This is a genomic window from Parashewanella sp. 2304DJ23-3, from assembly GCF_056591695.1.
In genome coordinates, this window is the sequence record NZ_JBWQOH010000001.1 from 900286 (window position 1) to 914795 (window position 14510).

Genomic DNA, 14510 nt, shown 5'->3' on the forward strand with positions numbered 1-14510 from the left:
TTCCCGTTACTCTTTGTCTAACGACAAGGCATTATTGATGATGTGGTAAATAACACTTTGCTCAACGGTCCCTTGCACAAGGTGAGCGCCAGGTCCTGTTGCGTGTAAACTTATGTCTTCACCGGCGTGAGTTTCACTGCTTCTTGGTACGGTTGCTTCTTGGTGAAAGCCTGCTGCTTCGGTATCAGCTAATGCTATATCAATACGGCCAGCATTGATGTCTTGACCATAACCTGCATCGGCATCGGTTTCGTCACCTAAATGCATATGGCCACGGCCATTAGCGTAACCCACGGTGGTATATGGCTTGTCATCTGAAGCCAATTTCGGTTCAGTTTTTCCAATCTCAACTACATTGCCAAGGATTGGGTTACCACGTTTTGGGTAGCCTGCGATAGTAAATACATGACTGTGATCCGCAGTAACTAGAATTAACGTTTCTTCTGGGTTCGTATTCTGATAAGCCGCTTCAACTGCTTTGGCAAATTCAACAGTATCGTGAAGTGCGTTATAAGCGTTACCAGCATGGTGACCGTGGTCAATACGACCAGATTCAACAACAAGTAAGAAACCGTCTTCGTCTTTTTTAAGTAACTCTACGGCTTTGGAAGTCATATCTGAGAGTGAAGGCTCACCTGCAATATCATTTCCACGATCGGCTTCGTATTGCATATGGCTTTCGTTAAATAGACCAAATACATGAGAGTCAGTTTCAGGGTTAATAGCGTCAAATCCCGTTTGATCCATCACATAACGACCTTGCGGATAAGCTTCTTGCCATTCGGTGACAAGGTTACGCTCATCAGTTCGGTCCCCTTCAATTTCGCTTTTAGCATCCGTTGAATTTGCCGCAGCATCTTTCGGTAAGAAATGGCGACGACCACCGCCAAATGCGACTTCGATACCATCAACATCAACACCTGGATAACGAGCTTCAAGGTTTTCTTCAAAGTTAACAAGTTGCGATGCGATATCTTCACAGCCACCAGTAACCGCTTCTTCTGACATATCAGAAACGTCTTCCCAATTACGGTCGGCTGATTTTGCATAAGTTGCTGCTGGAGTAGCATGGGTAATACGTGCTGTTGAAATAATGCCTGTGGCTAGGCCCTTAATTTCTGCAAGCTCCAAAGCTGATGCAACTTCATTTCCTGAAACAGTAGAGCAATCGCCTCGAGCAATATCTTCATCGACACCAATGACACCAACATCGGTTTTAAGACCAGAAATCATTGCGGTCATGGTCCCAGCTGAATCCGGTGTTTGTGCATCGACATTATAAGTTTTAACTAGAGCAGTATATGGGAAGTTCTCAAAGTATAAAGCGCCTTCCTCTCCTGATTGGCCATTCATCTGACCTTGGTAAATACGAGCGGCAGTGAGGGTTGAAACACCCATGCCATCACCGACAAATAAAATCACATTCTTAGCTTTGTTTTGAGTCGTTAAGCTCGTCTTCGTTTCAACTCTTTGTTTTGCGTCTGTAAACCATGCGTTTTGCGTTTGATGACTTGGCAAGACAGCTGCATTTGCAGCGACCGCCAAAGCTAGTGCAGAAGGAACTAAAGCCCATTTTGCATCCATGACATTACCTTTTGTGTTAAAAGTAACTGACCATAAGTTTTCTAACATTTTTTGACGTACATTTTTAGCACTCTACTGCGTTGCAACTTCGGTTACATAGCTACGGCTATGCGCTCTACGTTGCACCTTGAATAGCACTAAACCTGAACGCCAAAATTCTGAAGAAACTTATCATCAGCTACTTATTGATGTTTAAAGCAGTGATCTGCTTTTATGTGCGCATCAGTAAAATAGAAGTCATGTGTTGCAGTTCTAATACAGAAAAATGAGGCTTTAATTACATTAATGTGAAGACAGTATATAATCCCGCCAATTTACTATTTGTCGAGAAAATCATGTCTAAATTTGCCGCACTTAACGGGATTGAAGCCCAAGCTTTACGACAATCTTTATCTTTAACTCAGCAACAGCTTGCTGAATTAACTAAGCAATCACATGAAGATGTTGTTGCATGGGAAGCCAATGAAAAACCAATGCCAACTCAAGTTGAAAAAAAGCTGCTCGAAATTGACGATCTGATTGAAATGCAAGTGGTGAATACCTGTGACGGCATTGAAGCGTTATTTAACAAAGAACCTAAGCGTCGTTTAGCTTTTGTGGTCTATCCAACTCAGGCTGTTTACACACAATATAATCCTGAATTTGTTAGCTCGTTGCCATTAACAGAACTCTATAACACTTCTGCTTGGCGAATAAAAAAAGAGTGTAAGCTGGTCTTGGAAGTTGATGTCACATTAGTGCCATTAGATGTTGAAGCTTATAAAGCCTATCGTGAACAGAACGAACTCAAAGAAAGCCGTGAAAGCCGCGCAAAGTGGGCTGCGACCCAATTGAAATAATGCATAAACCACAGCTTAAGGCTACTTCAAGGTCTTAAGCTGTATAGCTAGACTTTAATGTTTACAAAGATGTTAAATTTAGAAATTATTCTGTATATTGTTCACTTCTTATTCATTCATCCTTGCGAAAATGCTAGCTGAAATACTCTCAACAGTTAAAGGTAAAATTAACCTAATAACAAATAAGCTAAGTCAACTTCAGTTAGGCTTGGTTGAAAAATTAGCTCGATATAGTCGTCCTCAGAAGCTCTATGCTTTATCGGTATTATCGCTGCTTCTCCTTTCTGATTCTTTATGGATAAGCGTGTTTCTCGCTTTTTCAGCGTTGATAATGGAATGCTTACCTATTGTGCATTTTATTTGGCGTTCACTTATCGGCAAAGCCGTTATTCTGATGGTTTATGCCGTCATCGCCAATTTCGCACTCGCAAATGCTGCCTCTGTAGTTAACCAAGTGGCTGGCGTCTCAAGTGATTATTTTACTTATGGTCATAACTTTGCGATTTTACTCTATATTCCCACATGGATAGCAGCCATTACAGTACTTGGGTTATTGTTCTTCCAAGTCATTTCGATCATTTACGTTTCAACGGTTATTCTCATCTTAAAGCCGCTTCATTTGGTTAAAAAATTCAATATTTCAAAATACCCACACCCTGTATTGACCATGGCAATCAGAACGGTTTTAACCTTAGTGATTATGTATTTCATTCAAGGCTTAAGCGAAAACTCTATCGTCAACGATGCCAAAATTGTTCAGTTTACCCCTGGTACTAAATCAATAAAAGAAACTCCAAAAAAGCTGACAGATACGAACAATGTCAGTGAAAAACACCAAGAACAACAACTGGTTAATGACATACTGAATGATATTAATATTGATGATGAATCTAATGGTGATATGAAGTTTCTTATTGCTTCGGTGAAATCTTTGAAGGAAAACGGCACAACTGGCACACAAAAAATAGAGCAGCTTGTCGCCCACTTTATTTACTACTTTGATTCTGATGAAAGAACCCGCTGCGAACTAGATAAAAACAGCCATGGCGTTGTACTCAATGATTATGAGGTACTTGAGATCATCCCAGATGAGAAGCAAGTGAACTTGTATCGCTACAAAGTGAGAACTTGCATCTCTCCTGCATTTCCAGAGTCTTACTATCGAGGCGATTAATCGCCTCGTTCTCCTCTTGCTGCAATCGCTAACTTACCTTTCTCTACTGCACTATTAAAGGTTGGTCTAGAAACCATATTGGTCATAAACTGTTGTAATTTTGCTGGTATGTCCTGTTCAAATGCCTCCGCCCAAACAAGGGTTTGTGCCAGCATAATGTCTGCGACAGTAATGTCATCGCCGAATAAAAACGGAGTATCAGGCATCATATCTTCAGCCAGCTGTGCCGCTTTATCGAACTCCCATTTTGCAGTTTTAAGCACTTCAGGAACCCGCACCTCTTCAGGCAGAGCAAACTTGTGCTTGCCCATAGTCCATAAAGCTTGCTCTAACTCTGTTGTAATAAAGCTCATCCATTGATGATGACGAGCCAACTCATACACATCCCCTTGCGGTAAGAATTGATTATCTGAATATTTATCACAAAGATAGAGGTTAATAGCTGCAGATTCTGTTAAAACAAAGCCATCATCGACTAGAACAGGAAATTTTCCTGCAGGATTTAAAGCTAAGTATGTTTCGGTTTTATTGTCACCGGCTCGAAAATCAATGAATTCAAATTGCCAGTCGACTCCTAACTCCTCGAGCAACCAAGATACTCTTAACGCCCTACTTCTTGGAGTTCCATATAATGTGATCATCTTTTTCCCTTAAGTGATAAAATAGCCGTAACTGAATCTAACTTAACCAATCATTGTGCGCTTAGACAAATTTATTTGCGAAACCACCGAACTCACTCGTAGCCAAGCTAAAAAACTATTAAAAGCTGGTGAAGTCACCTGTAATGGAGCTGTTGTAAAAGACGCTTCATTCAAAGTTGGCCTCGATTCTGAAGTGATGATTGACGATCAGCTTCTCGAATTGATTGGCGATCGCTACATCATGATGAACAAACCAATGGACACGATTTGCTCAACCATCGATGAGCATTACCCTTCAGTAATTTCTTTATTGGATGTACCTAAGTCCGATGATTTGCATATTGCAGGTCGCCTAGATGCCGATACAACTGGTTTAGTGCTCATCACTAACGATGGGCAATGGTCTCACAAAATTACTTCTCCGAAGAAAAAGTGCAGCAAACGCTATGTAGCGGAACTGGCCGATCCTATTGAAGAATCTGCTATCCCTTTATTTGCTGAGGGTATCCAACTAAACGGTGAAGATGGTTTAACTCTGCCAGCAGAACTTGAAATACTGAATGAACATATTGTGGTATTAACCATTTATGAGGGTAAATACCATCAAGTAAAACGTATGTTCGCTGCCATAGGGAATAAAGTGGTTGGCTTACACCGTGAAGCGATTGGTCAAATTGAACTTGAAGAAGAAATAGAACCCGGTGAATGGCGTTATTTAACGGAAGAAGAGGTTAATTCCGTAAAGTAAGGTGTTTAAAAAATCTAAGAGAGTGCTAAACAAGCCTGACGATAAGTTCTTTGAAAATTATCGTCAGGTACTAGGGTCTGTTGATCTTTCGTGATTGTTTTTGCAGCGATAAATTGGTTATTTTATGCAAGGCAGCGCTTGTGCGGTTTGGTTATTACCGACATATAAAACTGTCGTTACTTCGTTTCCAAATAAACAAGCGATAACGCAGTAGAAATGACCAATTTGCGCTGTCTTCGATGCTTTTTAGCGTTCGCTGTTCTGTGTTGTGACCAGCTCACTTAGATGACTAAGCTTCACTGCTCACGCCTTGAACAGGTAAACGCTAAAATAGCACAAAATTTAATCCTGAAAGATCAACAGACCCTAAGTATTAGATGCTCAGTGATAAAACTATCGTGTTGTCACTATTAGCTCACCTGAAATTGTGCTCATTTTTACCGAAGCAGATGCTTTACCTGTTGAGAAACTTAAAGACTCAGCACGCGTATACTTTTGCTTTTTAGGCTTATCATGAGTTAAACGGTTGTTAATGTCGCCACCAGGGCCACCATCTAACTCAAAGCTTGCGCTTGGCTTTTTCGAAAAGCCTAACTCTATATCACCACTCACGCTCTCAGCTCTTACTCGTTCAACATCACCCGATAACTTAATTTGGGCATCTCCGCTAACAACTCTCACTTCAAGCTGTTTTACCTTACTAAACTGAGCTTCAAGCTCACCAGAAATAAGTTCAGCCTCAATATCTTCTGCGTTACTTGTTGAAACTAAATTGCCACTTACTAACGTATAGCGAACACGACCGTTACTATTGGTGTCTTTAATTTTCCCAGAAATTGCAGAGAATTTTATCTTGCCTGATAAGTTGGTTGCGTTGATATTTCCAGAGACTGAACTCAATGTTGAGGCGCCATCGATCTGAGTTGCATTCACATGACCACTCACGGTTTCAACATCAATATCACCTTCCAGTTTACCGAGTTTGAAGTCAGTGCTGACACCATCAGCATCAAGGTTAACCTTTCTCGGCACCATAATAACCAGGTTACTGCCCTTCGCATTGGAATCATTTAATCTACGAGGCAATTTATCTTTTATTTTTATCGAATCTCCATTGCGCTCAAAAATGAACCCTTCACTTTTTTCATCTAAGGTTCCTTTAACCTTAACTTGAGGCTTATTCCATGTCTCAATATCAATATTTCCTCTAGTGATCTCAATATGCACCGTCGGCATTGTTGAAACATCGAGAGTTTTATTCACCTGCTCTGCAGCTAACGTACTCAATGGCAGCATGCTTAGTGCGACCAGAGTCAAAATAAATCGTTTCATCATCTTCATCCTATATTGTTTTAATGGTTTCCATTTGTTGAATTTTTGAATGTTGCTTTAGCAGTTCAAGCTCTCGTCCTTGAGTCCAAAGCCATAAGTCCCATAACTGTTTATTATTTGGGGACTGTTTGAGTTCATTAATAATGGATGTTTGAGCTTCTCTTAGCTTTAGCAGCCCCCCCTTAAACTCACTTTGTTCTGTTAAACTGACGTGCTTTAATTGGCTTTGCTCAATCGCTTTAATTTGCGACAGGTGCTGCTGATTTAACGTATCTATCAGTGTTTCTAAACTATTATTGCTCTGAAAAGCTAACGGTCCTGATTTTTCAAAACTAACCTGTTGAATTAAGACCAGGCTCAGCAACCCAATTAGAATTGATGCCGCAACACCAAACTTAATATTTAATGATTTTGACTTAGGTTCATCAGGTGTTATCACATCCAACCTTGCTTCAACCTGCTGCCATGAGCTTTTAGATGTTGAATACTCCTTAGGTAGATCATCAATCAATTGATCGAGTTTTTTATCTAATTCTTGTTCAGCTTTAGTCATCAAAGCATCTCCTTTAATAACCTACGAGCTCGATGATATTGTGCCTTACTGGTACCTATAGCAATCTTCAATAAGTTCGCAATTTCGTCATGGCGATAGCCTTCTACAGCATGCAATACAAACACAATCCTTGCTCTTTCTGGCAGTTGCATGATCAGTTCGTCCAACTCGTCATATTCATCTTCTTTGACTGGTTCATTGACACTTTCAAAGCCCAAGAATCGTTGTGCCCATGACTTATGCTTTTTGATTGTCGTTAAGCTTTGATTCACCACCAGCTTATGTAGCCAAGTAGAGAATTGACTATTGCCCCGAAAAATCGGCAATTTTTGCCATAAACGCACAAAGCAGTCTTGAGTAATTTCTTCTGCAATACTTGGGTTACTGCTCAGGCGCAACGCCAGAGCATAAACACGCTTATGATGTAACTCATAGAGCGATCGAAAAGCATTACGGTCGCCAGCAGATGCTTTAGCTATCCATTCGCTTTCTTGAGTAATCGATTGATGGTTTTCAACCAACGCCAGCAAAGCATCTTCCTTGTTTTATTGTTTTGTTAGTGATTAGACTGCCTGAAATAGACAAAAGGTTTAAACGGAATTTAAAATTTTTTTTGAAAGTGGAGCTTCAAAGAATTTTGAAGCTCAAGGCAAGCGGATTATTTTGACTTTTGATATACCAATTGAGCGGTTGCTAAATCACCAATTGCGCTGCCTACAGATTTAAATAAAGTGATTTCTTCATCCGTTTGGCGGCCATTATGCTCTCCTTTACAAAGATCAGTTAACTCAGCTTTCACTTCATCTAATGAAAACACACCTTCACTTATAGGTAATAACAGCTCACCTGCTTCAGCAAAGCAATTTACCTTAGAATCTACAAACACACTCGAACGGCTGAGTAATTGACTGTCACACTCTCTCGCATTCTTTAAATGATTGCCGACTAAATCTACATGCGTTCCTTCAGAAACCAGTGAACTATCAAACAAGGGCTCTGGCGATCGGGTTGCACAACTGATGATATCGGCCCAGCCTACGCTTTCGTTTAAATCATCACAACGTGATACTTCTATATCAGGACGTTTGGCTTTAATTTCAGAAATAACCGCTTCCATTTTCTCAGGGCTTCGCCCCCAAACTCTTATCTGATTGATATTGCGCACACTAGCATGAGCCAATGCCATATATGACGCTAAGTTACCTGTACCGCATAGCAATAGTTTAGCCGCATCTTTTCGAGCTAGTAACTGGCTTGCTAACCCTGAAACCGCAGCCGTTCGCCAATAGGTCGCCGAAGTACCATCGACAACAGCTTGAGGTACACCCGTTTTACGATCAAAGATCATAATTTGAGCGTAAATACTTTTTAGATTCTCTGATTGTTTTGGGTTATCAGGCATATAGGTGAATGCTTTAACAGCAATAGTTTCTTCACTCCAAGACGGCAAAACCGCAAACGCATCATGGCTTACGCTATTAGGTTCAAGCTCGAATACCTGTCTTTGTGGCATCCCAAAAGGTTGAGAAAATGTCTGTTCTAATGTGCTAATCAATGCTTCGAACGAGAGGGTTTGACGTACATGATTTTCATCGAGTAAAAGCATATTTAATTCTTCTCAAAAGGTGTTTTGTATACTTTATACCTAATATTTTTATTATTAAACAAATAATTTTTTTCTAACCTTTTTCTCTTTTAGTTCTATAAAATCCAAACCACCTTAATCTAACACTCCCCAGTGTCATACTCTTTTTGTGTGCTCTGAAAACGTCTGCAAAGTCTTCATATAAATTCGCCTTACAAAAAAGCCAAGTTCACTCATTTCTAATTTTCTTCCTCCTTATTTGGTTAACATATTTTTAAGTTTTGAAGTATCTCGTGCATGTTCATCAAACCGATATACATTTGATTTTTAATAACTTAGCAATCTCTACTCTTCTATTAAAAATCTACTTATCTCCGAGATTCCAAATCTGAATGACATGTAATTAAATCATGAACCAATGTAACTGGAGGGCATGGATGACCGATTCGGAAAAGCCGCTAATTTAATAAATATGGATCAATTGCGCATAGCATACTCTTAATTATAATTTATCTTTTATAGCTTTATTTGATGCCTGACAAACACCTCTAAACTATCTGTTAGCCCCTTTAACAGCAAAGCTCCACTTAAAGGCTCTCCCGTAATAGTAACCTTTGCTTTTCCATTTAGCTCAACCATTAGAATATTAATTAATAACTGCTCTTTTTGTTGGGCAGCTCTTTTTAATAATATTATTTTCTGCTCCATCGTCAGAAAGCCCAAACACCGCCCTCCTTTTTGCGTAAAGATATCTTTAATATGAAGATTCTCGACATCAATAACTCCAATATCACTGTCATCTAAATTTTCCATTAATGAGAAAAAAATCTCTTTATCTCCAACAAGAAGACCAGCCAATAATTTAAGACTTTTCGATTGACGCTCACCTTTCAAGCCCTCAATGAGCTCTTGTTTTAATGAGGGATGAATATTGATTATCAAATAAATAGCATTCTGAATGAGCGTTTTCTCCATACATACTCTCTTGAATTGCTCTCTAGGTAATACGTGCTGATAAAAAAAGTCAGCAAAGTCCTCAATATTATTAATTCCAAACATTAACGAAACTACAACCTCAAGTGGCTCATTACCTAACTCCCTACACAGTCCTTTCTGTTGTAATTCAACAAAGTTGCATTGCAACAGACCCTCCCTAGTTTCTTTTACATGAGATAGAGAATTTACAGTGTTCATCACCCCATTTTTAACGGCAGGATTGAAAGTATCAGATAATAGAGACACTCTTTGAGTCAAAAGAGACAGGCGATGAACTGCGCCAGCTTTTATAAGTTCAATTTCAAACGAAGCTGAATTACTTGGCTTAATTCCTTCGTCATTACCCATCTCAAATGAACTGGTTGAGTTTATAGATAAAGAATCAGCATCAGCTCCATTAGAAGTACTTTTTATAGATACTATTTCAGAATCTTCTTCATCAAAGTTTGGGATATTTTTCAAATTGTTTATATTTATTTTTTGTGCACCAGCTACTGATGAAGTTTTCTCTGAGCTCTTCTCTGATGAACTCTTCTCTGATGAATTAGTACCTAATGAGCTACAACTAAGCGAGCACAAATATTCACTGCACTCTCCACCACCTTCCTCATCAAAAAATGCTGTTTCACCCAAATCTGCTAGAGACGCACTGTGACTAAAAAACTCATCTTCATTATTATTTAACCTCTTTTGAGATTTAAGTTTACTCTCTAGTTTTTCTATCTCTATGACCTCCTTTAACAAGCAATCTTCATATTCTGATCTAAAACTTGAAGCGAAGGTTAAAAGAAAGAAAGGCGATTGTTTTAAAAGCTTAAACATTGATAAAACTGTTTGGGCAATTTTGAACTCATTGGGAGTAAATTCAGTTCGACGGTGAAATGATGGATATAGCTGTTGGCACAGATATTTAAAGATTTTTTGCTCTGTTTCCGATGAATACTGCCAGTCATTTTGTAATGATAGCTCATGACGAATTAGGTCTTTTAAATGGGAGTACTGCAAGTGTTTATACTCATCAAAGCAGTCTGTTGAAACTAAAGTAAACTCATTTAAAGCTATTTGTAACTCTTGAAACAGATTGGCTGGCTCATTTTCAAGACTTTTAATGCAAGCACCTAATACAAGCTTAAATTTTCGCAAGTGCTCGATGCGACAACCTTTAAGCTCACAAAACACACTATTTAACATTTGTTGTAGCTGTTGAAGCTCTTTTTCTGTTGCAAAGACACTGAATTTTTCACAATGAGTACGCAATTCATATACGTACTCATTGAATGGTATCGCTCTTCTTGGATCATTTTTTAATTCTGAAAGCAACTCATTCAACTTAGTTATGAGTTCTAGTTGAGTCTTAACCACACACTCGCATTGCTGACAATTTTCTTCATCATAAAATTGACTAACAAGTTGAGTTCGGTGAAATGAATAGTCAGAATCTACAGCCATAACACATACGTTTACATATATGAAAACATCTCGCTATTATGTCCTAACAAGACTCACTTTAAGATTAAATTTTGTTAATAAAAACAAAACCTAAACTTCAACTTCATTCTATCCTTATGAGCTACCCTTCACGCTTTAACTTTATTAAGTGGTAAACGTTAACTAAACACCCGAAACCATTCATGGCCGCAACTGGCCAAGCTGAGATGGCTATACCGTATAATGTAAAAAGAAAACACCCTGCGAAATTTACCATCCTCAGCGGAATGATATTCCTCATCATCAAAGAAACTGCAACTAAAACAGACGCCATGTACCCCATAACTTCAACAGTATTTATCGAATCCATATCACCTCCTATAATGAGTTAATTGATACTAACCGCTCAACCTTGGCACGACTAAACCAGAAAAACGCTCGCATGTTCTTAAACGATTAAAATGAATACAATGAGACTATTTAGGTTGTGTCTCTAAAAAACATGATTTTTGTATTTGCTTATTCGCCCACTTGGCCAGTTTAGGTGCTTGAGACTGCCAATTTAAATGAGGGTGTCGAAAATCAATATAATCAAGCGCACAAATCAACACCAGTTGTTCAGCTGCTAAACCGTTTACCCCATATAAATCGTTTTTTTTAGTCTCAATGTGCTTAACGGTTCGTATGATGGCGCCTTCAAAGCGTTGAGTCCAAAATGGTGACCTAACACCTTCTTCTTCACGCATTTGCTCTTGCCGTAGTCCTACAGTACTGTCTACTAACCCTTTTACCATCGAGAAATTAGCCATTCTCTGCCAATCAACCTTTGCCCCAAAAAGCTTATTATCGCCATGCTTTTCATCCAAATACCTGATGATCACTTCGCTATCGAAAAGTGCACAATTATCGTCAAAAATAAGACAAGGAATTTTAGCGAGCGGGTTTGCATCTACGAGGTTGGCTTTATTTTCAAAAGGATTCGAAATCACCTCATTAATATTTGGAACATTTAAGTATCGAGTCACAACTCTCACAATTCGAGCGTAAGGTGACGCAAGTGAATATAACAATGTAGCCATAAATCTTACCCTTACCAGTATTTTTCGACAGTAATATTACCCGGTGCTCTGCGTAAGTTTTTAATCAATCCTTTATCATATAAAGCTTGTTGAGCACCCGTAATCATACCTGGGTTTCCACAAATCACGACTTGAGAGTCTTTTTCTGTAAGCTTAAAGCCAGCATGCTTTTCTAGACTACCATTAATTATTGCATCCGGAATTCGTTCAGAAATAGCACCATTGACGCTCTCTCTAGTAACAGAAACAATTAACTTAAATTGTTGTGGGTACTTTTCTTTAAATGCCTCAATTTGTTGAAGGTAAGCTAAATCAGCTGCTTCTCTCACGCCATAGACTAAAACGACCTTCTCATAACGATCCCATGGTTCGCTGGTTTCCATAATGGACAAGAATGGCCCTACCGCAGTGCCTGTTGCCAAAAACCATAAATGCTTCGCAGTGTGCTCTTTGGGTAGCTCTTCCAATACCATAAATCCGGCGGCTTTTTTAGAAACCTGTATTTCATCACCTTTATTCAATTGATGTAACGTAGGGGAAAGCTGACCGTCATCAACGGTTACGGCCAGCACTTCAACATAATCTTTCCCTGGAGGATTAACCACAGAATAAGCTCTGGCAATACGCTTATCATCACGAATCTCACTTAACTTGATGAATTGTCCTGCGATGAACGGTTCAACATCAGCAGCAATTCTCAAGCTAAAAAGTTTATCGTTCCAATCGATTCGTTCAATTACTTTTCCAGTAGTCCACATATCTAATCCTCAGAAAATTAAGCCTAAATTATGCTGGTTAAATTCAAACTTCTATAGAATATAAAACAATCAATTATAACTATAGCTTTCTTCCTTATTTCACCCTAATGTAAATTCAGGTGAAAGAAGCATCGTACCTCGTATGTCTTATAAGATATTAAGCGATGAAAAATCGCTCAAAACCATCAGAATGGTCTAGTCTTTAACTGAATACTCTGTGAGCAAGAGTGACAAGAAAAAGGAAGGAAAAATGGAACAGCAAATAAGTTGGGTGACAGAAGGGCTACACCTCCTCGGTAGCTTATTTTTACTGGCTATCGGTTTAGGATTCCTCGCTATCCTTTACATGTACTACAAAGATAAAAGCCAAACCAAACAAGCCATTCGTCATAACTACCCTGTAATAGGAAGGTTTAGATATTTATTTGAAAAACAGGGTGAATTTTTCAGGCAGTATTTCTTCTCTCAAGACCGTGAAGAAATGCCTTTTAATCGTGCTGAACGAAGTTGGGTTTACCGCGCGGCTAAAAAAGCTGATCGCTCAATCGCCTTCGGTTCTACAAGATTCCTAGAAACTGACGGCGCAATCATGTTCATGAATACCGCCTTTCCAACATTAGATACTGATGCTGCACCGCCTAAGCCCATTACTGTTGGTGAAAATTGCCGTCACCCTTACACCACTTCAAAAATTTGCCATATTTCAGGTATGAGCTTTGGCGCTCTTTCACGACCTGCGGTTTTAGCATTATCTAACGGTGCCTCAAAAGCGGGATGTTGGATGAACACAGGGGAAGGTGGTTTGAGTCCTTATCACCTTGATGGCGGTTGTGACATTGTTTTTCAAATAGGTACGGCTAAATATGGTGTGAGAAATAAAGAAGGTCACCTTGATGATGACAAACTGATGGAAGTCGCTTCTCATGCTCAAGTAAAAATGTTCGAAATTAAGCTTAGCCAAGGCGCAAAACCTGGTAAAGGTGGCATCCTTCCGGGTGTAAAAGTAACTGAAGAAATTGCCAACATTCGTGGCATTCATGTTGGTGAAGACTCCATTAGCCCCAACGGCCATATTGAATTTAAAAATGTGGGTGACATTCTCGACATGATCCACCACGTGCGTGAAGTAACAGGTAAACCTACCGGCGTGAAAGCGGTAATTGGTGATACTCACTGGTTAAACGACTTTTTTGATGAAGTAGAAAAGCGTGGAGTACACAGTGCGCCAGACTTTTTTACTGTAGACAGCGCAGACGGAGGAACAGGTGCAGCTCCTCAGTCACTTATCGATTATGTAGGGTTACCACTAAAAGAGGGGCTACCGATACTCGTTGATACTCTTAAAGAGCGTGGATTAAAAGATCGTATTAGAGTTATTGCTTCCGGTAAATTGGTTACCCCTTCAAAAGTGGCTTGGGCTTTGGCAATAGGTGCCGATTTTACGGCTTCTGCCCGCGGCAATATGTTTGCTTTAGGCTGTATTCAAGCACTTCAATGTAATAAAGATACTTGTCCTACAGGTATTACAACCCATAACCCAAGGTTACAAGAAGGTTTAGACCCTATAGATAAAGCCGAACGTGTCGCCAATTATAATCATTACTTACATTATGACTTAGAGCTTATTGCTCATTCTTGTGGCGCAGAAGACCCAAGGGATTTAGAGCGACATCATGTGAGGATTGTAATGGAAAATGGCTTATCAGTAACGTTAGATAAGTACTACTCGCATTTGAACAAGTAACAAATATTGCAAGCAGTTTAAATACTGCTTGCAATATTGTCCTTAATAC

Annotated in this window: 14 protein-coding genes; 4 read left to right on the top strand and 10 right to left on the bottom strand. The window is 39.3% G+C overall.

The annotated features are described in order from the left end of the window. Positions 1 to 6 precede the first annotated feature (6 nt). On the bottom strand, positions 7 to 1584 hold the full coding sequence (locus AC1EU2_RS03965; RefSeq protein WP_480296695.1) for an alkaline phosphatase: 1578 nt from the start codon (positions 1582 to 1584) through the stop codon (positions 7 to 9). A 335-nt stretch (positions 1585 to 1919) separates the two neighbouring features. On the opposite strand from AC1EU2_RS03965, the gene AC1EU2_RS03970 reads away from it, so the two are divergent. Together AC1EU2_RS03970 and AC1EU2_RS03975 are read left to right on the top strand one after the other, a co-directional pair. Further along, positions 1920 to 2423, top strand: coding sequence for a DUF4447 family protein (locus tag AC1EU2_RS03970; RefSeq protein WP_480296696.1), 504 nt, complete (start codon positions 1920 to 1922; stop codon positions 2421 to 2423). 130 nt (positions 2424 to 2553) lie between these two features. Then, complete coding sequence (locus tag AC1EU2_RS03975) at positions 2554 to 3597, top strand: hypothetical protein (protein WP_480296697.1); 1044 nt, start codon at positions 2554 to 2556, stop codon at positions 3595 to 3597. Here the strand turns inward: AC1EU2_RS03975 and AC1EU2_RS03980 are convergent. Then, positions 3594 to 4238: a glutathione S-transferase family protein gene (locus AC1EU2_RS03980; protein ID WP_480296698.1), complete on the bottom strand. Its 645-nt coding sequence runs from the start codon at positions 4236 to 4238 to the stop codon at positions 3594 to 3596. The two genes, AC1EU2_RS03975 and AC1EU2_RS03980, sit on opposite strands and share 4 nt — an antisense overlap. Before the next feature lie 55 nt (positions 4239 to 4293). Here AC1EU2_RS03980 and rsuA point away from each other — a divergent pair, with 55 nt between their 5' ends. Continuing rightward, entirely contained in the window at positions 4294 to 4986 is a 693-nt protein-coding gene (gene rsuA / locus AC1EU2_RS03985) for a 16S rRNA pseudouridine(516) synthase RsuA (protein WP_480296699.1), read from the top strand. 393 nt (positions 4987 to 5379) lie between these two features. Here the strand turns inward: rsuA and AC1EU2_RS03990 are convergent, their stop codons facing one another. From AC1EU2_RS03990 to AC1EU2_RS04025, 8 genes are all read right to left on the bottom strand, one after another. After that, positions 5380 to 6318 (bottom strand): DUF4097 family beta strand repeat-containing protein, encoded by a 939-nt coding sequence (locus AC1EU2_RS03990; RefSeq protein WP_480296700.1) that lies wholly within the window; start codon positions 6316 to 6318, stop codon positions 5380 to 5382. 10 nt (positions 6319 to 6328) lie between these two features. Beyond that, positions 6329 to 6871: a hypothetical protein gene (locus AC1EU2_RS03995; protein WP_480296701.1), complete on the bottom strand. Its 543-nt coding sequence runs from the start codon at positions 6869 to 6871 to the stop codon at positions 6329 to 6331. After that, entirely contained in the window at positions 6871 to 7398 is a 528-nt protein-coding gene (locus AC1EU2_RS04000; RefSeq protein ID WP_480297073.1) for an RNA polymerase sigma factor, read from the bottom strand. Before AC1EU2_RS04000 ends, AC1EU2_RS03995 begins: the two co-directional genes overlap by 1 nt. Positions 7399 to 7529: 131 nt before the next feature. Continuing rightward, positions 7530 to 8477, bottom strand: a complete 948-nt coding sequence (gene lhpI / locus AC1EU2_RS04005) for a bifunctional Delta(1)-pyrroline-2-carboxylate/Delta(1)-piperideine-2-carboxylate reductase (protein ID WP_480296702.1) — start codon at positions 8475 to 8477, stop codon at positions 7530 to 7532. 495 nt (positions 8478 to 8972) lie between these two features. Continuing rightward, entirely contained in the window at positions 8973 to 10772 is a 1800-nt protein-coding gene (locus AC1EU2_RS04010; protein ID WP_480296703.1) for a hypothetical protein, read from the bottom strand. A gap of 250 nt (positions 10773 to 11022) precedes the next feature. Next, on the bottom strand, positions 11023 to 11250 hold the full coding sequence (locus AC1EU2_RS04015) for a YgjV family protein (RefSeq protein WP_480296704.1): 228 nt from the start codon (positions 11248 to 11250) through the stop codon (positions 11023 to 11025). A gap of 106 nt (positions 11251 to 11356) precedes the next feature. Further along, positions 11357 to 11959, bottom strand: a complete 603-nt coding sequence (locus tag AC1EU2_RS04020; protein ID WP_480296705.1) for a glutathione S-transferase N-terminal domain-containing protein — start codon at positions 11957 to 11959, stop codon at positions 11357 to 11359. An 11-nt stretch (positions 11960 to 11970) separates the two neighbouring features. Then, a complete protein-coding gene (locus AC1EU2_RS04025) occupies positions 11971 to 12717 on the bottom strand; it encodes a ferredoxin--NADP reductase (protein WP_480296706.1) in 747 nt (248 codons plus the stop codon). A gap of 250 nt (positions 12718 to 12967) precedes the next feature. Here AC1EU2_RS04025 and AC1EU2_RS04030 point away from each other — a divergent pair, with 250 nt between their 5' ends. Continuing rightward, complete coding sequence (locus AC1EU2_RS04030) at positions 12968 to 14461, top strand: FMN-binding glutamate synthase family protein (protein ID WP_480296707.1); 1494 nt, start codon at positions 12968 to 12970, stop codon at positions 14459 to 14461. Positions 14462 to 14510: the final 49 nt, after the last annotated feature.